The organism is Mangrovicoccus sp. HB161399, assembly GCF_013184745.1.
In the GTDB taxonomy this organism is placed as follows: Bacteria; Pseudomonadota; Alphaproteobacteria; order Rhodobacterales; family Rhodobacteraceae; genus Mangrovicoccus.
The window spans coordinates 23,511-43,028 of sequence record NZ_JAATVU010000051.1; the positions used below are offsets into that span (position 1 = coordinate 23,511).

Annotated in this window: 19 protein-coding genes and 3 pseudogenes; 19 read left to right on the forward strand and 3 right to left on the reverse strand. The window is 69.5% G+C overall.

The window, feature by feature from the left end; all coding sequences use genetic code 11:
* Position 1 precedes the first annotated feature (1 nt).
* The 12 genes from HCC78_RS22590 to HCC78_RS22645 all read left to right on the forward strand — a co-directional run bounded on the left by HCC78_RS22590 (position 2) and on the right by HCC78_RS22645 (position 10,624).
* The gene (locus tag HCC78_RS22590; RefSeq protein ID WP_172331055.1) at positions 2-1,273 is read left to right on the forward strand and encodes a Rieske 2Fe-2S domain-containing protein; all 1,272 of its coding nucleotides are present in this window, start codon (positions 2-4) and stop codon (positions 1,271-1,273) included.
* Positions 1,270-1,788, forward strand: coding sequence for an aromatic-ring-hydroxylating dioxygenase subunit beta (locus HCC78_RS22595; RefSeq protein WP_172331056.1), 519 nt, complete (start codon positions 1,270-1,272; stop codon positions 1,786-1,788). Before HCC78_RS22590 ends, HCC78_RS22595 begins: the two co-directional genes overlap by 4 nt.
* A gap of 9 nt (positions 1,789-1,797) precedes the next feature.
* Positions 1,798-2,460 carry an RraA family protein gene (locus tag HCC78_RS22600; protein ID WP_172331057.1) on the forward strand — a complete coding sequence of 221 codons (663 nt, stop codon included), beginning with the start codon at positions 1,798-1,800 and terminating at the stop codon, positions 2,458-2,460.
* Positions 2,461-2,479: 19 nt separating this feature from the next.
* A complete protein-coding gene (locus HCC78_RS22605; RefSeq protein ID WP_172331058.1) occupies positions 2,480-2,884 on the forward strand; it encodes a RidA family protein in 405 nt (134 codons plus the stop codon).
* Between the two features lie 67 nt (positions 2,885-2,951).
* Positions 2,952-3,629 (forward strand): GntR family transcriptional regulator, encoded by a 678-nt coding sequence (locus HCC78_RS22610; RefSeq protein WP_172331059.1) that lies wholly within the window; start codon positions 2,952-2,954, stop codon positions 3,627-3,629.
* A 1-nt stretch (position 3,630) separates the two neighbouring features.
* A complete protein-coding gene (locus HCC78_RS22615) occupies positions 3,631-3,948 on the forward strand; it encodes a non-heme iron oxygenase ferredoxin subunit (protein ID WP_172331060.1) in 318 nt (105 codons plus the stop codon).
* A 206-nt stretch (positions 3,949-4,154) separates the two neighbouring features.
* Positions 4,155-5,228 carry an ABC transporter substrate-binding protein gene (locus HCC78_RS22620; RefSeq protein WP_172331061.1) on the forward strand — a complete coding sequence of 358 codons (1,074 nt, stop codon included), beginning with the start codon at positions 4,155-4,157 and terminating at the stop codon, positions 5,226-5,228.
* 11 nt (positions 5,229-5,239) lie between these two features.
* Positions 5,240-6,049: an ABC transporter ATP-binding protein gene (locus HCC78_RS22625; RefSeq protein ID WP_172331062.1), complete on the forward strand. Its 810-nt coding sequence runs from the start codon at positions 5,240-5,242 to the stop codon at positions 6,047-6,049.
* 1 nt (position 6,050) lies between these two features.
* Positions 6,051-6,854: an ABC transporter permease gene (locus tag HCC78_RS22630; protein ID WP_172331063.1), complete on the forward strand. Its 804-nt coding sequence runs from the start codon at positions 6,051-6,053 to the stop codon at positions 6,852-6,854.
* 24 nt (positions 6,855-6,878) lie between these two features.
* A complete protein-coding gene (locus HCC78_RS22635) occupies positions 6,879-7,673 on the forward strand; it encodes an HpcH/HpaI aldolase/citrate lyase family protein (RefSeq protein ID WP_172331064.1) in 795 nt (264 codons plus the stop codon).
* A gap of 369 nt (positions 7,674-8,042) precedes the next feature.
* Positions 8,043-9,452: a sugar porter family MFS transporter gene (locus HCC78_RS22640; protein WP_172331065.1), complete on the forward strand. Its 1,410-nt coding sequence runs from the start codon at positions 8,043-8,045 to the stop codon at positions 9,450-9,452.
* Between the two features lie 155 nt (positions 9,453-9,607).
* On the forward strand, positions 9,608-10,624 hold the full coding sequence (locus HCC78_RS22645) for a LacI family DNA-binding transcriptional regulator (protein WP_172331066.1): 1,017 nt from the start codon (positions 9,608-9,610) through the stop codon (positions 10,622-10,624).
* Between the two features lie 371 nt (positions 10,625-10,995).
* Here the strand turns inward: HCC78_RS22645 and HCC78_RS34950 are convergent.
* Together HCC78_RS34950 and HCC78_RS22660 are read right to left on the reverse strand one after the other, a co-directional pair.
* Positions 10,996-11,923 (reverse strand): annotated as a pseudogene (locus tag HCC78_RS34950) (transposase); the annotation flags it as partial.
* 106 nt (positions 11,924-12,029) lie between these two features.
* Positions 12,030-12,225: pseudogene (locus HCC78_RS22660) on the reverse strand (hypothetical protein); the annotation flags it as partial.
* A 941-nt stretch (positions 12,226-13,166) separates the two neighbouring features.
* On the opposite strand from HCC78_RS22660, the gene HCC78_RS22665 reads away from it, so the two are divergent.
* From HCC78_RS22665 to HCC78_RS22695, 7 genes are read left to right on the forward strand one after another with little or no spacing between them, the layout of a single operon-like run.
* Positions 13,167-14,123: an AAA family ATPase gene (locus tag HCC78_RS22665; protein WP_172331067.1), complete on the forward strand. Its 957-nt coding sequence runs from the start codon at positions 13,167-13,169 to the stop codon at positions 14,121-14,123.
* Complete coding sequence (locus HCC78_RS22670; RefSeq protein WP_371743909.1) at positions 14,120-15,019, forward strand: DUF58 domain-containing protein; 900 nt, start codon at positions 14,120-14,122, stop codon at positions 15,017-15,019. Before HCC78_RS22665 ends, HCC78_RS22670 begins: the two co-directional genes overlap by 4 nt.
* A complete protein-coding gene (locus HCC78_RS22675; protein ID WP_172331069.1) occupies positions 15,016-15,387 on the forward strand; it encodes a hypothetical protein in 372 nt (123 codons plus the stop codon). The genes HCC78_RS22670 and HCC78_RS22675 overlap by 4 nt, the downstream gene beginning before the upstream one ends.
* Positions 15,380-16,339, forward strand: coding sequence for a VWA domain-containing protein (locus tag HCC78_RS22680; RefSeq protein WP_172331070.1), 960 nt, complete (start codon positions 15,380-15,382; stop codon positions 16,337-16,339). The genes HCC78_RS22675 and HCC78_RS22680 overlap by 8 nt, the downstream gene beginning before the upstream one ends.
* A complete protein-coding gene (locus HCC78_RS22685; RefSeq protein WP_371743910.1) occupies positions 16,336-17,238 on the forward strand; it encodes a VWA domain-containing protein in 903 nt (300 codons plus the stop codon). The genes HCC78_RS22680 and HCC78_RS22685 overlap by 4 nt, the downstream gene beginning before the upstream one ends.
* Positions 17,235-17,909 (forward strand): hypothetical protein, encoded by a 675-nt coding sequence (locus HCC78_RS22690; RefSeq protein WP_172331072.1) that lies wholly within the window; start codon positions 17,235-17,237, stop codon positions 17,907-17,909. Before HCC78_RS22685 ends, HCC78_RS22690 begins: the two co-directional genes overlap by 4 nt.
* Complete coding sequence (locus HCC78_RS22695; protein WP_371743911.1) at positions 17,906-19,084, forward strand: hypothetical protein; 1,179 nt, start codon at positions 17,906-17,908, stop codon at positions 19,082-19,084. The genes HCC78_RS22690 and HCC78_RS22695 overlap by 4 nt, the downstream gene beginning before the upstream one ends.
* Before the next feature lie 238 nt (positions 19,085-19,322).
* Here HCC78_RS22695 and HCC78_RS22700 read toward each other — a convergent pair.
* Positions 19,323-19,518: pseudogene (locus tag HCC78_RS22700) on the reverse strand (PQQ-dependent dehydrogenase, methanol/ethanol family); the annotation flags it as partial.

Consider the following 19,518-nt stretch of genomic DNA (forward strand, 5'->3'; position numbering starts at 1 on the left):
CATGAAGGACTTCGCCAGCGTTCAGGTGAACTGGCCGCGCAAGGACTATTCCCGCGTGCCGTATTCGATCTACCACGACCCCGAGATCTACCAGCTGGAGCAGGAGAAGATCTTCCGCGGGCGATGCTGGAACGTGCTTTGCCTTGAAGCCGAGATCCCGAATCCGGGCGACTTCCGCGTCTGCCATGTCGGCGACACGCCGGTGGTGGTGAACCGCGACGACGACGGCGAGCTATACGCCTTCGTCAACCGCTGCGCCCATCGCGGCGCCGAGATCGTCCGCGAGCCCTGGGGCACCGCGAAAGAGCACACCTGCATCTACCATGCCTGGCTCTACAACCGGAAGGGCGACCTGAAGGGCGTTCCCTTCCGCCGCGGCGCCAACGGCAAGGGCGGCATGCCCGCCTGCTTCGACATGAAGAACCACAACCTGGTGAAGGTGCGCGTCACCTCCTTCAACGGCGTGATCTTCGGCACCTTCCACCACGACATGGAGCCGATCGAGGAGTATCTCGGCCCGCTGTTCACCAAGCATGTCGGCGAGATGTTCAACCGTCCGGTCAAGGTGCTCGGCTACCAGCGCCAGCGGATCAACGCCAACTGGAAGCTCTATCCGGAGAACATCAAGGACGCCTATCACGGCTCGCTCCTGCACGAGTTCAACCGGACCTTCGGCCTGTCGCGCCTGACCCAGGTCGCCGGCGGCTACATGGACGAGAAGCACCGCCACTCGATCCTCTTCCAGTACAAGGGATCGGACAGCGACGAGGAAGCGCTGAAGGCCTATATCGAGAACGGCGTGAAGAAGGGCGAGATCGCCGGGCTGAACGACTACTCGATGGTCAACATCATCGACGAGAACCCGTTCGGCATGTCGACCCGCGTGATGAACGTCTTCCCGAACTGCTTCTTCCACCAGATCGGCAACACCCTGGCGATGCGCAAGATCCGCACGCTCGGCGTCGACGCGTTCGAGCTGACCTGGGTGCTCTACACCTACGAGGACGACAGCGAGGAAATGGTCCAGCACCGGCTGAACCAGGCCAACATGGTGGGTCCGGCGGGCCTGATCTCCATGGAGGACGGCGAGGCGCTGGAAATGGTGCACCGCACCACGAAATCCGCAGCCGAAGAAGAGATGGCCGTCATCGAGATGGGCGGCATCGGCGAGATCGGCGACCGCGACACCCGCGTGAACGAGGTCACCATCCGCGGCTTCTGGGCCTATTACGCGCAGCTCATGGGCTTTGCCCCGGAAGGAGCCGAACAATGAGAGACCTGATGGACAAGCCCGCCGCGCGCAAGACCGACCGGTCGATTCCGATGGAGGTGCGCCAGGCTGCCGACGATCTGATCATGGACAGCACGGTCCACCTGGACCGGATGGAACTGGACGCCTGGATCGAGTGCTTCGACGAAACCGCCGAATATCACGTGATCCCGCGCGAAAACCTCGAAGTGGGCTATGGCGCGGCGGTGATCCGCTGCAATTCGCTCGACGTCATCAAGGACCGGCTGATGGTCCTCGACGTGTCGAGCAAGTACAACCCGCATTGGGACCGGCATTTCCTGAACGGCACCCAGTACCTGTCCTACGAGGACGGGATCCTGGAGGCTCGCACCAACTTCATGATCGTGCAGTCGTCGCTGGAAGGCTTCTCCAAGCTCTTCGTCGCCGGTCACTACGAAGACAAGATCGTGATGACCGACGCCGGGCCGCGCCTGCGCTCGCGGGTCGTCGTGCTCGACACCTTCTCCGTCCCGAACCTGATCGCGGTCCCGCTCTGAGGAAATCCGATGGCATACAATATCTACAAATCCCAGTTCCGCCAGCTTTCGCCCGAACGGCTGGAAGCCTGGTCGAAGGTCAACACCGCTTCGGCCTCCGACATGATGAACCGCGGCCAGGCGATGGGCCATGACATCAAGCCGCTCGACCGTTCCATGCGGATCTGCGGCCAGGCCCGCACCGTGCGCGCGATCCATGCCGACAACTCGATCATCCACTACGCCAATTCCTATGCCCGTCCGGGCGAGGTCGTGGTGGCCGAGGCCGGCGGCAATTGCGAGGTCGCCATGTTCGGCGGCGTCACCGCTCTGGAAGGCATCAAGCGCGGCCTCGGCGGGCTCGTCATCGACGGCGCGGTGCGCGACATCAAGGAAGCCATCGACCTGGGCTATCCGATCTTCTGCAAGGGCGTGACGCCGAAGGGCCCGCACAAGGCCTTCGGCGGCGAGATGGACATCCCGATCGCCTGCGGCGGGCTCGCGGTGAAGCCCGGCGACCTGATCCTGGGCGACATGGACGGCATCACCGTCGTGCCGCTGGAATGGGAAGAGGAGGTCTTCGCCAAGGTCACCGAGTTCCGCAAGACCGAGGATTACTGGCTGACCATCTTCGAGGGGCCGAAGACGCTCTACGAAGTGCTCAACATCCCCGAGCCGACCTTCATCGACTGACGACCAAGGACCAAGATACATGAACATCGCCTATATCGATCCGCCGGGCTCGGTCCCGGCCCAGGGGCTCTATACCTCGGTCGGCCATCTCGAAGGTTCCGCCTACCGCTTCGTCGCGGGCCAGCTTTCGGTCAACGCGGCCGGCGACATCGTCGGCGCGGACGACTTCGACGCGCAGTTCGACCAGGTCTTCGGCAATCTCGAAGGCGTCATCAAGGGCCTGGGCGGTTCGATGGCCTCGGTGGTCAAGTTCACCACCTTCGTCACCTCGCGCGACTGCATCGACCCCTTCATGAAGAAGCGCGCCGCGGATTTCCCGAAATGGTATCCGTCGGGCATCTTCCCGCCGAACACCCTGCTGATCGTGCAGGGGCTGGTGAAGCCCGAGTTCATGCTCGAGGTGGAAGCCGTCGTGGCGATATGACAGGCAGGGACGGGGGGTTGTTCCCGACGCCCCGTCCCTCGTCGAAAACCTGACCGCCGGAGGCCCCATGGACGGAAACCAGCTTGTCGCAGGCACGCTCTACCGCGAGATCCGCGAGCGGATCCTCTCCGGGCAGTACGCCCCGGGATCGGTGCTGCGCCAGGAGGACATCGCGCGCCAGTTCGAGACCAGCCGCGTGCCGCTGCGCGAGGCCTTCTCGAAGCTGGAGGCCGAGGGCTTCCTGATCCTGCGGCCGCGCCGCGGCTATGCGGTGATCTCGCTGGAGCCCGAGGAGATCGCCGAGATCTTCGACCTGCGCACGGTGATCGAGGGCCATGCCGGCCAGATCGCCACGCGGATGCAGAAGCCCGGCGATGCCGAGGCGCTGGAGGCGCTGCTGGCGGAGATGGCGGAAACCAACCCGCTGGAGCAGGAGGGGATGACGCGCTGGTGCGAGCTGAACCGCGCCTTCCACGAGCGCATCCTCGAATGCTGCAACCGGCCGCGGCTCCAGCGGATCGCGCTGCAGCTGCGCGACCAGGTCGAACCCTATGTCCGGGTGGAGCTCGCCGTCACCGGCGATGTCGCCGAGGCCACGCGCGATCACGAGGAGATCGTCTCGGCCTTCCGCTCCGGCGATGCCGAGCTCGTCGGAGAGCTCTGCGCCGTTCATTGCAGCCGCACCGCAAGGCGGCTTCTCGACAAACTCAGAGCCCCCGCGCTCACGGCAGACGAGGACAGATGAGATGACACAGACAAGCGAAATGGTGAAGGTGCTCGACAGCGCCGCGCTGGAAGAGGGCGGCATGACCTCCGTCACTGTCGGCGAGGAAGAGGTCGCGCTCTACCGGGTGGAAGGGGTGGTCTACGCGACCTCCAACATCTGCTCGCACGCCTATGCCATCATGACCGAGGGCTACCTGGACGGCGACTGCATCGAATGCCCGCTGCACCAGGCGCTGTTCTCGATCAAGACCGGGGAACCGGTCGACGCGCCCACCGACGTGCCGCTGCCGGTCTTCGCGACCGAGGAACGCGACGGCGCCATCTACGTCAGGGCCTGATCCGGCTCCCGCCTGAGGGACACGGACACCCCTGCTTCCGCACTGTGCGGCGCATCCGCCGCAGGAGACCTCCCGGCCGCATTTCCCCGATGCGGACGAGGGGACCGGCTTGCCCATGCCCAGGGCAGGCCGGAGCCGAAGGCCCGCCAAGAGGCCGGAACCGGGACGAAGTCCCACAATGCCACCTCCAACAGGGAAGCCGCGACATGAATGCAACCTTTCTGAAATCCCGCCTCGCCGGCACCGCTGCCGGGATCGCGCTGGCCACGATGGCCGCTCTGCCGCTTTCGGCCGCCGATCTCGACGACGTCACCTTCGCGCTGCCGAGCTCCACCGTCCTGCCCTATCACGGGTTCATCTTCCTCGGCATTCCCGCCGGGTTCTACGAGGATCTCGGCCTCGACGCCGATGTCGAGCGCATCCAGGGCTCCGCCGCCGCCGTCCAGCTTGTGGCCTCGGGCGATGTCGACATGGCGCATATCGGCCTTTCCGCGCTGATCGCCGCCAAGAAGAGCCAGCCCGACCTGCCGGTCAAGGCGGTCTTCCTGCAGGACATCGCGCCGATCTATTCCATCGCCATCCCGAAGGGCACCGGCATTTCCAGCCCGGCCGACCTGAAGGGCAAGAAGCTGGGCGTCCTCAGCCTCTCCTCCGGCGCGGTGCCGTGGGCCAAGGCATATCTCGCCAAGGAAGGCCTGTCCGAGGATGACTACGAGATCGTCGCCATCGGCTCGGGCGCGCAGGCCTATTCGCTGCTGAAATCCGGCGAGGTCGACGCGATCAGCTTCTCCCGCGGCCTTTCGGCGGCGCTGGAGATCCTCGGCGCCGATTTCGAGTACTACGCCCCGGACGAGCCCTCGGGCGTGATCGTCGCCAACACGGATTTCCTCGCCGAGCATCCCGACATCGCCACCCGCGCGCTGGAAGGCGTGGTGCTGAACCAGACCTTCATGGAGATCAACCCCGAAGCGGCCACCCGCTATTTCTGGGACTACGTGTCCAAGCCCGCGGGCATTTCCGAGGAAGAGGCGCTGAAGCAGGGCGTGACCTACATCACCCGCACCGCGGCGATCTGGAAGGACTACCAGGACACGTCGCGCGACTGGGGCAGGATGACCGACGGGACCTGGACCGGGCTGATGGAGTTCGGTCCGATCGCGGCGAGCTTCGACAACGAGGATGCGCTCGGCGATTTCGTCGCCTCGCTCTACACCAACGAGCTGATCGACGGCGTCAACGAGGTCGACCTGTCCATCGCCGAGAAGGCAGCGGCGGAATGAGGGGCGCGGCCATGCTCAAGGCCGTCCCCGATGCCGGTTCCCCCATGGGGGACCGGTCGATCCGGCTGGAGGACATCCGCCTGACCTATGGCAGCCGCGAGGCCGGGGTCACGGCGATCGAGGATTTCAGCTGCGACATCGCCGAGGGCGAGTTCGTCACCATCGTCGGCCCGTCCGGCTGCGGCAAGTCGAGCCTGCTGCGCCTGCTGATGGGGCTGCAGAAGCCGACGGAAGGCAAGGTGCTGCACGGCGGCAAGCCGGTCGAGAAGCCGACCCGCGATTTCGGCATGGTCTTCCAGGCGCCGGTGCTGCTGCCGTGGCGCAACATCCGCGAGAACGTCGCCATGCCGGCCCGTGTCGCGGGCGAGGACATGAAGGCGGCGCGCGCGCGTGCCGACGAACTGCTGGAGACCGTCGGGCTGAAGGGATTCGGCGACCGCTACCCCTGGGAGCTGTCGGGCGGCATGCAGCAGCGCGCAGGCATCGCGCGGTCGCTGCTGCACGATCCCGACACGCTGCTGATGGACGAACCCTTCGCCGCGCTCGACGCGCTGACGCGCGAGAAGATGATGTTCGAGCTGCAGTCGATCTGGATGCGCCAGCAGAAGACGGTCGTCTTCGTCACCCACGGGATTTCCGAGGCGGTGTTCCTGTCGACCAAGATCGTGGTGATGACCGGACGGCCCGGCAAGGTGCTGAAGGTCATCGACAACCCGCTGCCGCGCCCGCGGAAGCTCGAACACATGGCCAGCGACACCTTCGCCGAGCTGACCGTCGAACTGCGCCGCCTGCTCGGCGCGTCGGACATGGGAGACCACTGAGATGCCTGCCGACCACGCCGCCAATCCGCCCGCCCCGGTCTTTCCGCCGCGGCTTGCCCACTGGATCCGCTACCGCAGCCAGTACCTGATCCCTGCCGCCGTGCTGATCGCGGTCTGGTGGCTCTCCGTCGCGATCTTCGACGTGCCGGGCTATGTCCTGCCCGATCCCGCCTCGGTGGTCCGCGCGCTGGCGAACGGCCTTGCCTCCGGCGACTATGTCGAGGCCGCGGCGGCCACGACCGGATCGATCCTGGGCGGCTTCGCCGCCGGCACAGCGATCGGCATGACGCTGGCCATCGTCATGGTGCTCTGGCCGGTGCTCGACCGGCTGGTCTTTCCCTACATCGTCGCGCTGCAATCGATGCCGAAGATCGCCATCGCGCCGCTGATGATCGTCTGGTTCGGCTTCGGCTACGGTGCCAAGGTCGCCATCGTCGCCATGGTCGCCGCTTTCCCGGTGCTGGTGAACATGCTGGCAGGGCTGCGCGCCACCGAACACGAGCGCATCGAGCTGATGCGCGCGCTGGCCGCCTCGCGCCTGCAGATCCTGACCCAGGTGCTGATCCCCTCGGCGCTGCCCTATCTCTTCGCCGGCCTCTCGGCCGCGCTGGTCCTGTCGGTGACGGGCGCCATCGTCGGCGCGCGGAAGGGCATCGGCGTGCTGATCCTGCAGGCGAACTATGCACTCGACCTCGCCTCGGTCTTCGCGCTGCTGCTGCTGCTCGGCGGGATCTCCGCGGTGCTCAACCTGATCCTGCGCATGATCGGCGCCCGCGTCGTCTTCTGGACGCAGCGCAAGAGATAACTTCCAAGAAACGGACCCGAGACAATGCCTCTCAACGACTTCACCAACCCGCTCCGGCCAAAGCTGCAGGGAACCGATCCCTGCAAGGGACTCTGGGTCACGATGGACTGCGCCACCGTGACCGAGCTTGCCGCCGAGCTGGGGCTCGACTGGGTCACGCTCGACATGGAGCACGGCAACCTCGACTACAAGGACGTCACCGAGCACCTGCGCGCCGCCAAGGGCAGCGACACCGCCGTGCTGGTCCGCGTCCCTGCGATCACCGTCGACGCGATCAAGCGCGCGCTGGATCTCGGCGCCGACGGCGTGCTGCTGCCGCTGGTGCGCACCGCCGAGGATCTTGAGCTGGGCATGCAGTTCGGCCGCTACCCGCCGCGCGGCCAGCGCGGCATCGGCGGCGAGCGCTCGCTGCGCTGGGGGCTGAAGCTGCAGGAATACCTCGCCCTGGCCAATCAGGAATGCATGGTCATCCCGCTGATCGAGCTGGGCGATGCGGTCGACAACATCGACGGCATCCTCGAGGTCGAGGGCCTGGAGGCCGTGTTCCTCGGCCCGGCGGACCTGTCCTCCAGCCGCGGCTATCTCGGCGAATGGGAAGGCCCCGGCGTCGCGGAGGAGATCCTGACCGTGCTGGAGAAGGCCGGCAGGAAGGGCATCGCCTCGGGCATCATGGCGATGGACAATGCCGACCTGATGAAGCGGCTGGAGCAGGGCTTCCGCATGGTCGGGCTGGGCTCCGACGTGGGCATGATGTCCCGCCAGCTGCGGCCGATGCTGGCCGAGATGGGCGGCCGCCGCTTCGAGAAGCGCTGGTTCTGATCCGCCTCCGGCCGCCGCGGCCGGTTCCCCGACGACTGCAGGACGGGCTCCCCAGGACACTGGCGGAGCCCGTTGCGCCATCTGCGCTCCGCGCGGAACGCAGCCCGCAGGGCGGCTGCGGCTGAAGAGATTTCCTCAAAATTGCGGTGCCCGCACTGTGCGCCCGGCTGTAACCTTCAGGACGGAGGAGCGGGAACCTGGCCTGAGGGCAGGGGGGAGACAATCACCATCGGTCCGTCCGTGCCTGCGGGCATGGCGGCGCCGCGCCGGCTTCCGGCAGCATCCCCTGCACGCTGCGCTTCGTCCCCGCGGCCCGGCCGCGCGCCGTGCCGCTCTCCGCCATGTTGTACAGCAAGTGGACAAGGGTAGATGCTTGAACAGACCATGACGACCGAAACGCCGCTCGACACCGAGGGGGACCACGCGCGGCGGCTGAACCTGATCACCGTGATCGCCTGCCTCGGCGGGCTGCTCTTCGGCTACGACACCGGCGTGATCAACGGCGCGCTCGAGCCGATGAAGGCCGATCTCGGCATGTCTCCGGCGATCGAGGGATTCGTCGTCTCCATCCTGATCTTCGCCGCGGCCATCGGCGCAGTTCTGGGCGGACGGCTCGCGGATGCCCATGGGCGGCGCCACAACATCCTGCTGCTGTCGCTGCTGTTCATCGCGGGCACGCTGGGCTGCGTCTTCGCGCCAAGCTGGCAGGTGCTGGCGCTGTTCCGCGCGGTGCTGGGCCTGGCCGTCGGCGGCGCCTCGGCGATCGTGCCGATCTACCTGGCCGAGGTCTCGCCGCACGAGCGCCGCGGCAGCCTGGTCACCCGCAACGAGGTGATGATCGTCAGCGGCCAGTTCGCGGCCTTCGTGATCAACGCGCTGATCTATTCGTTCTGGGGCGGGCACGAGGATGTCTGGCGCTGGATGCTGGCGATCGCCGTGCTGCCGGCCATCGCGCTGATGATCGGCATGCTGCGCATGCCCGAAAGCCCGCGCTGGCTGAGCATGCAGGACCGCAACGACGAGGCGCTGGAGGTGCTGCAGCAGGTGCGCAGCCCGGAACGCGCCGTGGCGGAGATGAGGGAGGTCCGCGAGATGGCCGCCATCGACCGCCAGGATCCCTCGACCATCCTCGCCGACCTGGCCCAGCCCTGGGTCAAGCGGCTGATCTGGATCGGCATCGCGCTCGGCGTGTTCATGCAGCTGACCGGCATCAACTCGATCATGTATTACGGCTCGCAGCTCCTGCAGGATGCCGGCTTCTCCAGCCGCGCGGCAGTGATCGGCAACACGCTCTACGGCCTTGCCAGCCTCGCCGGGATCCTCGGCGGCATCATGCTGATCAACAGGCTCGACCGGCGCACCATGCTCATCGGCGGCTTCGTGCTGACCACGGTCTTCCACCTTCTCGTCGGGCTCTCGGCCTATTTCATGCCTGACGTGGCGGCCAAGCCCTGGGTGATCCTGTGCTTCACGGTGCTCTTCGTGCTGGCCATGCAGGGCACGATCGGGCCGCTGGTCTGGCTGATCCTGGCCGAGATGTTCCCGCTGCGCGTCCGAAGCTTCGCCATGGGGATCAGCGTCTTCGCGCTGTGGATCACCAATGCCACCGTGGCCTTCGCCTTTCCGCCGCTGGTGGCGGCCGTGGGCATCGGCGCGACGTTCTTCGGCTTCGCGGTGCTCGGCGTCATTGCCATCGCCTTCATGGCGGCGCTGGTGCCCGAGACCCGCGGCAAGACGCTGGAGGAGTTCGAGCAGGAGATGCAGGCACGGATGTCCTGACGGAGGTTCCGGCGCGGTCCCGCAGCGGGGCCGCCATTGCGCCGCGGGGGCCGGGGGAAACTCCGGCCCCTTCCATGCTTGAGCGGGTCCGCGCGGGGTGCTAGCGAACCGCGCAGCGGAGGACCTGGGAGAGCTTTCCCCGCGATGGAGGGGCAATGGCGCGGAAACCGACGGCACGGGACGTGGCGCGCGAGGCGGGGGTCTCGGCGGCGACGGTCGACCGGGTGCTCAACAGCCGCGGCGGCGTGACCGAGGAAAAGGAGCGGCGCGTTCTGGAGGCGGCGCGGCGGCTGAAGCTCGACCGCATGCTCGACCAGCGCCCGGCCCGCACGATCCGCATCGCGGTGATGCTGCAGCCGCCTGCAAACCCGTTCCACGCCGAGCTGCAGGAGGCGTTCCATGCCGCGCGCCATACCCATGCCGCGCTGAACATGGAATTCCGCGTGCACCATCTGGTGCCGACCGATCCGGCCAGGGTGGCGGCGCAGATCGGCGCGCTCGGCGCGACCCATGACGGCTTCGTGGTCTGCGCGCTGCACCATCCGGCGATCGCCGCCACGCTCGACCACCAGATCGGCCTCGGCAAGGCGGTGCTGACGCTGGGCACCGACATCCTGACCGAGGGGCCGCGCATCTATGTCGGCTCGGACAACTACCGCTCCGGCCGGGTCGCGGGCAACCTCATGGCGCGGCTGATCGGTCCCGGCGGCGGCGACGTGCTGGTGATTGCCGGGCTGCTGAGCATGATCGGCCACGAACAGCGCGAGCAGGGCTTTCGCGCGGTGCTGTCGGAACGCCATCCGGCCTGCCGCCTTGCCGGGGTGGTGGAGAGCCAGGAGGAAGGCAGCCGCGCGGGCGAGCTGGTCTTCCGCGCGCTGAAGGACAATCCGCGGCTCCGCGGGGTCTACAACGCCTCTGCCGGGTCGCAGGCAGTGGCGGCGGCGATCCGCGCGGCGGGACGTGCTGGCGAGGTGGTGGTGATCACCCACGAGCTGACGGCGAACCGCAGGGTGCTGCTGCGCGAGGGGCTGATCGACGTGGTGCTCGACCAGAACCCGGCCGACGAGGCCCGCACCGCCGTGGAGGCGCTGGCCGCGCATTTCGGGCGGCTGCCCGCCGGTCCCGCAACCACCCTGACGCCGGTGCAGATCCACACGATCGAGACCTGCTGACGCCGCGCCTTCCGGCCGGCGCCCGATCGAGTGGCTGCGCGCATGGGCGCTGGCGCGACCGCTTGAGGCCCGCCGGCCGGGCGGCCGGCGCCGACGGGCCGCAAGCGGTGCGGGACTGGATTTGAGCGCAACGTGCGGGGACCGCACCACTGAACTGCCCCCCGCCTGCCGCAGGTTGTTTGCTTGATGTCAGGCGGCCAAGTTCAGCTGCGTTTGCCGGTCGAAGAAATCCCGTGCCGCTGCGGCTGGAGGACTGTCTCCGACAGGGCCGAGCAAGCGCCGCATGTTGAGCCAGTCGACCCACTTCAAGGTTTGATGGGCATTGTTGCAGAAGTCTGCGTCGGGACGTGATGCCCCTTCCCCAGCGGAGGTCAGGCCAAGCGCTCGATCTCGGCGGTGCCGAGGGCGTTGAATCGGTTCATGAATGAGCGGCAAGCGCCATCGGTCCGAGCGCAGCCGCGAATGACACGGATGCGGATTTCGGCGGCCTGCCGGCCGGGGTCCCTCGAAGCGATCCGTTCGCCGGAGGATTTGAGGTTCCCCATCCTGGCCTCGATCCTGCTCCGGACGTGGCAGCCGGACCACCGCTTACAGATCGTCCGGCCGGGCCGCTGGGCGGCCCGCGGGATGGCGTTGCGCGCCAGCGCAGCAGGGCAGTCCTCCTTCCACAGGCGGCCGTTTTCCGGATGGGAGCGAGGGCATGACTGCCGTCGCCAGCGGTGCTCGGAGTTTCCCATCGCGGCGCCATCGGTTCGAGCCCGATGGGCGACGGCGCATCCGCCGGCAACCGGTCGGCAACGGTGCCGGTTTCCCCGTCTTCCGGAATCCGGGCGGGCAATTCGGGACGGACAGGGCTGCCGCCCCCGCGGCTGGAGGCGAACTCCACCGCCCGGATGTCGCCGGTGCCTGTGTCCATCGCCAGATGGAGCTGGCGGCACTGGCGGCGGCGGTGGGTGCCGTGCTTCCCGGCCAGCCACTCATTGACCGGGCTTTCGCGGCGCCGCTGGCGCCACGGTCCTTCTTCATTCGCCCGGGAACTTGATGTCGGTGCCGTCCACGAGGAGGTTGAGCGGGCCCGGAGCCCGCCGCGATGAAAGCTGGGCCGCGATTGTCCGACGGGCTTTCGCGGCCCCACTGGCGCCACGGTCCCGTCTCGCTCGGACGTCGGCCAAGCGCGGAAAAGCCCGGGACCGGCCAGTCCGGGCACGCCATCTCGAGGATGCTGGCGGCCATCCCGGCCGTTTGCCTGGGCGGCAGACTGAAGAGCACCTTGATCATCAGGCAGAACTGGATGGCACTCCTCGGGCAGGGCTCCGCCCGTCCGGCCCTCAAATCCTGTGCCGGAGGGTTTGCCGCTGGCGCGGACCGGCCCGAACTCCCCAGGACCGTCTGCTGATCCTCCCCATTCCGAAAAGGCCGGCGGACGCCCGGGTTTGCCTGCCTTCGGCGCGAGCCAGGCCACGTCCCTGTCCAGCCAGACCAGGAGCGAGCCGCGCCGCTTCAGCCCGTTCGCCATTGTGCTCGAACCAATGGCGCATCAATGGCTCGCTGCAGGATTTCCGTTTGGCTGTGCGGTGCCGGGCAGGTTCCGGCTTCGCCATGCCAAGCTCTTGGCCCGCCGGATCCACGCCGTGAGTCCCGGAAGCCGACGAGTTCCGCAACAACGCCCCGTACGGCTATTTCAGCAGCCTGCCAGGGCAGTGCATGTGTGCCGTGCCGCCCACGGGCAACGAAGCGCGGGCCGGACTCGCCGCCCGCGATCATGTCCAGGCCGCGCGCATGGACCCGGAACGGCGATCGCTCCTGCTCATCAAGCCGCACCGTCCTTTCGCGGGGTGCCCCGGCCGGGACGATCCCGTGGTCAGTCTTCGCCACCGGCTGGAACTCGCCACGAAGGGCGTGGCGAAACAGCGTGCCGCCTCCGCAGGCGCCAGAACGGCGGTGCCCGGCCAGGCGGGCGGCCCAGCTGCGGCTGGGCCGGTTCCGGTATCGGCAGTTCAGGGCTGGACCGGTTCCACGCTGGGCTGCATTGCGCGGCGCTCTGGTGGAGCATGGTCTGGAATACCGGCGTTTTCCCCCGTGCGGGCCGTCGGCGCAGACCCTGCCTGGACATCGACCAGTCGCTATGCGGGTCCGCCAGCGGCGCGATAACAGAGGCAGCGCAGAGGGGAGCCGGGCTGCAGAATTTGGCCGGTCTCGCGGCTGCCTGTGATCGCGATGACAGCCAGATGGCAGCCCGGATGATGCGCGGCTGGACGGGCGGCGCGGAGCTGGAACTCGGTCCGCGCCGCCCGTGCCCCGCACAGCGGGAGGGCTCCTCCGAGATCAAGGCGGGCCGAAGGTCATGCCGTGCCGGAGGGTTGCAGCGGAGAGCGCCGTGCCGCCGAGGGGCCCGCCGGAACCCCGGCGTGTCGGCCCGCCGACGGCTTGGTCCGGGGCTGCCGCGCCCTGACTCCGATACCGACTTTCTACCGTATTTATCCGTCCGGGGATGCCGCCTAGCCTGACCGTGCGGTCCCGCACAAAAAGAACGGGAGGAGACATGGACCAGCCGCAGGTTTCAATGGCCGGACCGGTCGGCGATCTGGCGCGCCAGCTGCGTGCCGGGCTTGTCGGGCATGACGTGCTGGTCGAACGGCTGCTTGTCGCAATCCTTTCGGGGGGCCACCTGCTGGTGGAGGGCGCGCCGGGGATCGCGAAGACGCGGGCGGTCAAGTGGCTGGCCGAGGCGGTCGAGGGCAGTTTTGCCCGCGTCCAGTGCACGCCCGACCTGATGCCCTCGGACCTCACGGGCACCACGGTCTTCCGGCCGCAGGACGGGCGCATCGAATTCATTCCGGGGCCGGTTTTCCACAACCTCGTCCTGGTGGACGAGATCAACCGTGCGCCGCCCAAGGTGCAGTCGGCGCTTCTGGAGGCCATGGCCGAGTCCCAGGTCACCATTGCCAGCGAGACCCATGCCCTGCCGGCGCCGTTCCTCGTTGTGGCAACGCAGAACCCGATCGAACATGACGGGACGTTTCCGCTGCCCGAGGCGCAGCTCGACCGGTTCCTGCTGCATGTGGTCCTTGCCCTGCCGGATGCGGAGACCGAGCGGCGGATCCTCGACCTGGTGGAGACCGAAGCGCAGGACGGCGCCGCGCCGCACCAGGTGCTGACCTTGGCGCAGCTGGCCGAAGCGCGGGCGGCCGTGTCCAGGATCCACCTGGCGCCGGAGCTCAGGGACTACATCGTCCGGCTGGTGACCGCGACGCGGACAGGCGCGTTTGCCTCCGAGATCCAGCATGCCGTCTCGCCGCGGGGCTCCATCGCGCTTGCCGCCGCTGCGCGTGCGCGCGCCTTCCTGATGGGCCGCGACTATGCGCTTCCCGAGGATGTCGCGGCGCTGGCCGGGGACGCGCTGGCGCACCGGATGGTGCTGGCATGGCGGGCGACGGCCGAGGGGCGCACCGCCCGCGCCGTCATCGGCGACCTCCTGAAGGAGGTGGAGCCGTTGTGAGCCCCGCTGCCCTCGACGCCCCCGGCGTGGCGCTCGATGCCGCCCGCCTGATCGCCCTGCGCCACGTGGCGCTGGCGGCCCGGGACGAGGCGTCGCTGGCGGCCGCGCCCGGCGGCTTCGCCTCGCGCAAGCGGGGACGGGGGCTGGAGATTGCCGATGTCCGCGAATACCAGACCGGCGACGACCTGAGGCAGCTGGACCGGGGCACCACGGCCCGCACCGGGCGGCTGCACGTCCGGCTGTTCCAGGAGGAACGCGACCGGATCGTGCTTCTGGTCGCGGATTTCCGGTCTTGCATGTTCTGGGGCGTCGCCAGGGCATTCCGGTCCGTGGCCGCTGCCGAGGCGCTTGCCCTGATCGGCTGGACCGTTGTCGCGGAGGGCGGCCGCGTGGGGCTTCTGGCGCTGACCGACGGCGCGCCGGTGATGGTGCCGTCCCGGGGGCGGACGCGCGGAATGCTCGATGCGATCGGCGGGATGGTCGCGGCCCATCGCGACGGCCTTGGCCGCGCGGGCCGGGGTCCGTCCGCGGATCCGCCGCTCGACGCCGCGCTGTCGAGGCTGGAGCGGATCGCGCCCGCCGGGTCCGAGATCGTGATCGCGTCGGGCTTCGACAGGGCCGGCCCGGCCTTTGCCGACCGGCTGGGACAGGCCGCGCGGCGGCGGTCGGTCCGGCTGCTTGCCGTCTCGGCCGGCCGCGGCGGAGAGCTGCCGCCGGGAACCTACCCGATCCGGCTGCCGGACGGGCGCGTGATGCGCCTCCGGCTGGGCCGTGGCAGCGCCCCGGAAGAGGAGCGGATCGACGGCTGGCCGGCGACGAGGATCGAGTCCGCCGATCCGCCGGAAGAGACCGCGCGGCGGCTTGCCCTTGCGCTGCAGGCGGAGCCCGCCCGATGACCGGGGCGCCTGCCAGCGAGGCCGCGATGCTGGCGGCCCTCCGGGACATCCACCTGCCGCTGGCTGCCCCGGGCGGCACCGTTGCCGAGATCGCGGCGGCCGTGGCCGTCGGCGGAGCGGCGGCGATCGCGGCGGCGCTGCTTCTCCGGCTGGCCACGCGGCGCCGGCCCCGACCGGCGCCCGAAACCCTTGCCGCGTCTCTCGACAGGCTGGCCGGGGCGCCCGAGGATGTCCGCCGGATCGAACTCCTTCGCCTGATGAAGGCCCGCGCGCCCGACCGTTTCGCGGCGCTCTGCCCGGATCTCTACCGCCCGGGCCCGGTGCTGGCCTCCGAACTGCTGGAACGGGAGTTGCGCGGCCTTGCCTGAGCTTGCCGATCCCTGGGCGCTCCTCCTGGTGCCGCTGCCCTTGCTCGCCGCCCGGCTGCTGCCGCCGATGCGCGCGGGCGGCGGCGCCCTGGCCGTGCCGGAGCGCGTGGGCTTGGCGCTGATCGCCGCAGCCCGGACCGGAAAGATCGCGGCCAGGCTCAGCCTGCGGCAGGTGCTGCTCTGGGGGATCTGGCTGCTGCTGGTGGTCGCCATTGCCGGTCCGCGGAGCGTGACACCGGTTCCGGCGCTGCGCGTGTCCGGCCGGGATCTGGCGGTGGTGCTCGACCTCTCGGGCTCGATGGTCCGCGACGATTTCTTCCTGGACGGGCAGCCCGCCACGCGGCTCGACGCGGTCAAGCGGGTGGGAGCCGCCTTCGTCCGGCGCAGGGCAGGGGATCGCGTTGCCCTGGTCGTCTTCGGGTCCGAAGCCTACTACGCCGCTGCGTTCTCCCATGATGTCGAGGCCGTCGCGCAACGGATCGAGGCGGCGGAGATCGGGATATCGGGCCGGGCCACCAACATCCCCGACGGGCTCGGCCTGGCGCTGAAGCGGCTCCAGCGGTCCGAGGCCGCCTCGAAGGTGGTCATCCTGCTCTCCGACGGGTCCAGCAATGCCGGCGCGACCGAGCCGGCAGGCGTTGCCCGGATGGCGCGCGACATGGGCGTCACCGTCCACACGATCGCGCTGGGACCGAAGGATGCGGCCGATGCTTCCCCTTCTGACCAGGGGGTCGTCGACGCGAAGGCCCTCCGCGTGCTGGCCGAGATCACCGGTGGCGAAAACTTCCGGGTGCGGACCACTGAAGACCTTGTCGCCGTGGGCGAGGCGCTTGACCGGCTGGAGGCGACCGAGGGCGACGGGCTGAGCGCGGAGGTCTTCCGCGAGCTCTGGGTCTGGCCCGCGGGGATGGCGCTGGTGCTGAGCCTCGGGCTGGCATGGAGGGAAACGTGAGCGCGCTTCCGGATTTCGCCGTCCTCCGCCCTCTGTTCCTCCTGGCCCTGCCGCTGCTGGCGGCGGCGGCATGGTGGTGGCACCGGCACCGCGCGGCCGCAGGGGCATGGCAGCGCGCGGCGACGCCCGCTCTGCTGCAGGCGATGGCCGCCCTGGGCTGGGTCCCGGCGCGCAGCGGGCGGCCGCATTTCCGGCTGGCGATGGCGGCGGCGGCCCTGACGGCGCTCGCGCTCACCGGCCCGGCAGCGGAACGGCGCGACGCGCAGTCCTTCCGCAATCTCGACGGCGTCATCCTCGTGATCGATGCCTCGCCCAGCGTCGCCGGAGACCCGCGCTGGCCGCAGATGCAGACCATGGCCCAGGTTGCGGTCGCGTCCCTGGGCACGCGCCCGGCCGGGGCGGTCGTCTATGCCGGGGATGCCTACCTGGCCGGCGGGATGACCATGGACCATGCCGAGCTTGGCCAGACCCTGACCCTCATCGACGCGGAAACCGTGCCGGATCCGGGATCGCGCCCCGAGCGCGGGCTGCGGATGGCGCTGCAGGTCATGGAACAGGGCGCGCTGCTTTCTGGCGACGTGCTCCTGCTCAGCGACGGGGCGGGCCTCGGCTCCGAGGCCCTCGCGGTGGCCGGGGAACTCGCGGCGCGCAACCTGCGGGTGTCGGCGGTGGTGCCCGGGACCCCCAGCCCCGATGTCGCCGCGCTGGCCCGGCTGGGCGGCGGGCAGGTCTTCGCGACCGACCAGACCGCCGCGCTGGCCGCGTGGCTCGGAGACGCGGCGCGCACCCGGCTGGTCCGGCAGGCCTTCCCGCTCCTCTACTGGCGCGATCTCGGCCGCGCCGTGCTGGTGCTTGCCCTGCTTCCGGTGCTCATGCTGTTCCGGAGGCCGGCGGCATGAGGCTCCTGCTGGCAGGAACGGCCCTCGCGGCCCTGCTTGCCGTGGCCTCGGGCGGGTCCGCGCCCTTCGGCCGGGTGCTGCTGGCGGCCGGGCTGCCCGGATGGGCAGGGCCGTTCTTCGCCGATCCGGCCTGGCGCGGCGTTGCCGCCTACCGGGCGGGCGACATGGAAGCCGCGGCCGCCGGCTTCCGCGAAGCGGGCGACTTCCACAATCTCGGCAATGCCGAGGCGATGCGCGGCGCCTATGCTGCCGCGCTGGAAGCCTACGACATTGCCATCGCCATGGGCGATGCGGATGCGCGCGCCAATTTCGACCTCGTCTTCGCCGTCTACGGCCGCAGCGCGATCGATCCCGAAGCGCTGAGCCTGTTTCCCGAACGCGGGGACGGTCCCACCGCCGAGGCCCCGACGGCGCGGGGCGATGCCCGCGCGGCCGGAACCGGCGACGAGGTCACGAATGCGAGCACCATGCTGGGCCGCACGGAACTTGCGAGCCACGAACAGCAGGGGGTGCGGCGGGTCTATGACGACCTCTACATGATGGCGGACGAGCGCTGGCTGCAGCAGCTGTCCGATGTCCCCGGCGCATGGCTGAAGGCGCGCATCGCGGCCGAGCACAAGGCCCGCGCCGAAGCCGGGCTCAGCCCCCCGCAGCCGGAGGACCCGCGGTGAGGGCGCTCCTCGCCATCCTGTTCCTGCTGGCCTGCGGCCAGGCGGCGGCGCAATCCTCGGTCGTCCGGCCCGGCGAGCTCGGCTTGACGGTCACGGTCGAAAACAGCGGCCAGACGCCGTTCGTGCGGGAAATGGTGCTGATCCGCATACGCGGCATGTACCGCAGGCACATCACGCTCGAAAAGCTGGAACAGCCCGATCTCGACGGGTTCAGCTGGGCGCAGCTCGGACCGGACAGCTGGACCAGGGGCGTGGTCGCCGGGCGGCCGGTCAAGATATTCGAACGCCGCATGGCGCTCTACCCGACCCGGCCCGGCCGGCTGGACATAGGACCCTTCGTCCACCACCTGACGCTGACCGACGAGGACAACGGCTGGTTCGCCCACGACGTCCGTTCCGAGCCGGTTGCGATCGAGGTGGACCCGGCCCCTGCCGATGCCGGCTGGTGGTTCCCGGTGCTGTCGCTGCAGATATCGGACAACTGGTCGAACCCGGCGACGCAGCTTGAGGAAGGTCAGGGGGTCCTGCGCGTGATCCGCGTGGACGCCCTCGGCGCCATGCCCGACATGATCCCGCCGATGCCGGAGCTGTCCTCGCCCTCGGCGCTGATCTTCCCGCATCCAGAGAAGCGCCTGGTGGAACAGACGCCCTTCGGCCCGCTCACCCGCGCCTTCTGGCGATGGACGATCCGCCCGACGAACGGCACCTCCGCCATCGTCGAGCCGCTCCGGGTGCCGTTCTACGATACCCGCAACCGGGTGGCGCGCGTCGCCGAAATCTCGGCGCAGCGCATCGCCTATGCCGACAGGGCCATTCCCGAACCAGAGCCTGCCGCTGTTGCCGACCTGCCCGGCCTCGCGGCGGGCCTGGCCGCGGCGGCAGCGTTCCTGGGCGGGCTGGCCGTTGCGGCCAGGGGCCGCCGCTTCGAGCTGCGGACGCGGCTCGCCCGTGTGCGGGCCCTGGATCCGCTGGCATGGCGGATGCGCCGCGCCGCGCGGCAGGGCGACGCTGCAGGCGTCCGCCGGGCCGCGGCAGCCATGCTCCGGCGCGACGCCGCGCAGTCTCCGCCGCGCAAGCTTGGCGACCTGGCCGCCATCGACCGCCACATCTTCGGGCCGGAGGGGGCAGGGACCGACCTGAAATCGCTGGCGGACGCCTTCCTGCGGCGGCGGTGACCGCGAGGCCGAAGGCACTCCGGCGGCCGGGAACCGCAATTCGGATCCGCAGTCCGGCGGCCTGGCGGTTGCCGTTCCGCGGCATCGGCCGCCGGGCAGGCAGGATCGCGCAGGCCATCCGGTCGCCGGGGGCTGTGGGCAACGCCGGTAGGTTGCCTGTCCCGGAACCCTCGGCAAGCGCGCCCGGACCGCGCGCTCCAGCGGTCCGGGCCTGCCGCCCCGAAGCTCGGGCCGGCAGCTAGGGGAGGGCGAAGACGGTGAGCTGGCCGCCGAGTGCGGTGTAGTTGCTCAGCGAGGAATAGAGCCCGACCGCGCCGTCGCCATCCGCCGGGTTGGTGAGCCCCGCGGCGAGGCCGATTCCGGCCCAGCCGCCGACGCCGGAGAGCACCGCGACGTACTGCTTGCCCGCCTGCTCGTAGGTCATCACGTTGCCG

Coding starts and splice junctions, on each gene's coding strand:
- HCC78_RS22590 (WP_172331055.1), top strand. CDS start 2: ATGAAGGACTTCGCCAGCGTTCAGGTGAACTGGCCGCGCAAGGACTAT.
- HCC78_RS22595 (WP_172331056.1), top strand. CDS start 1,270: ATGAGAGACCTGATGGACAAGCCCGCCGCGCGCAAGACCGACCGGTCG.
- HCC78_RS22600 (WP_172331057.1), top strand. CDS start 1,798: ATGGCATACAATATCTACAAATCCCAGTTCCGCCAGCTTTCGCCCGAA.
- HCC78_RS22605 (WP_172331058.1), top strand. CDS start 2,480: ATGAACATCGCCTATATCGATCCGCCGGGCTCGGTCCCGGCCCAGGGG.
- HCC78_RS22610 (WP_172331059.1), top strand. CDS start 2,952: ATGGACGGAAACCAGCTTGTCGCAGGCACGCTCTACCGCGAGATCCGC.
- HCC78_RS22615 (WP_172331060.1), top strand. CDS start 3,631: ATGACACAGACAAGCGAAATGGTGAAGGTGCTCGACAGCGCCGCGCTG.
- HCC78_RS22620 (WP_172331061.1), top strand. CDS start 4,155: ATGAATGCAACCTTTCTGAAATCCCGCCTCGCCGGCACCGCTGCCGGG.
- HCC78_RS22625 (WP_172331062.1), top strand. CDS start 5,240: ATGCTCAAGGCCGTCCCCGATGCCGGTTCCCCCATGGGGGACCGGTCG.
- HCC78_RS22630 (WP_172331063.1), top strand. CDS start 6,051: ATGCCTGCCGACCACGCCGCCAATCCGCCCGCCCCGGTCTTTCCGCCG.
- HCC78_RS22635 (WP_172331064.1), top strand. CDS start 6,879: ATGCCTCTCAACGACTTCACCAACCCGCTCCGGCCAAAGCTGCAGGGA.
- HCC78_RS22640 (WP_172331065.1), top strand. CDS start 8,043: ATGCTTGAACAGACCATGACGACCGAAACGCCGCTCGACACCGAGGGG.
- HCC78_RS22645 (WP_172331066.1), top strand. CDS start 9,608: ATGGCGCGGAAACCGACGGCACGGGACGTGGCGCGCGAGGCGGGGGTC.
- HCC78_RS22665 (WP_172331067.1), top strand. CDS start 13,167: ATGGACCAGCCGCAGGTTTCAATGGCCGGACCGGTCGGCGATCTGGCG.
- HCC78_RS22675 (WP_172331069.1), top strand. CDS start 15,016: ATGACCGGGGCGCCTGCCAGCGAGGCCGCGATGCTGGCGGCCCTCCGG.
- HCC78_RS22690 (WP_172331072.1), top strand. CDS start 17,235: ATGAGGCTCCTGCTGGCAGGAACGGCCCTCGCGGCCCTGCTTGCCGTG.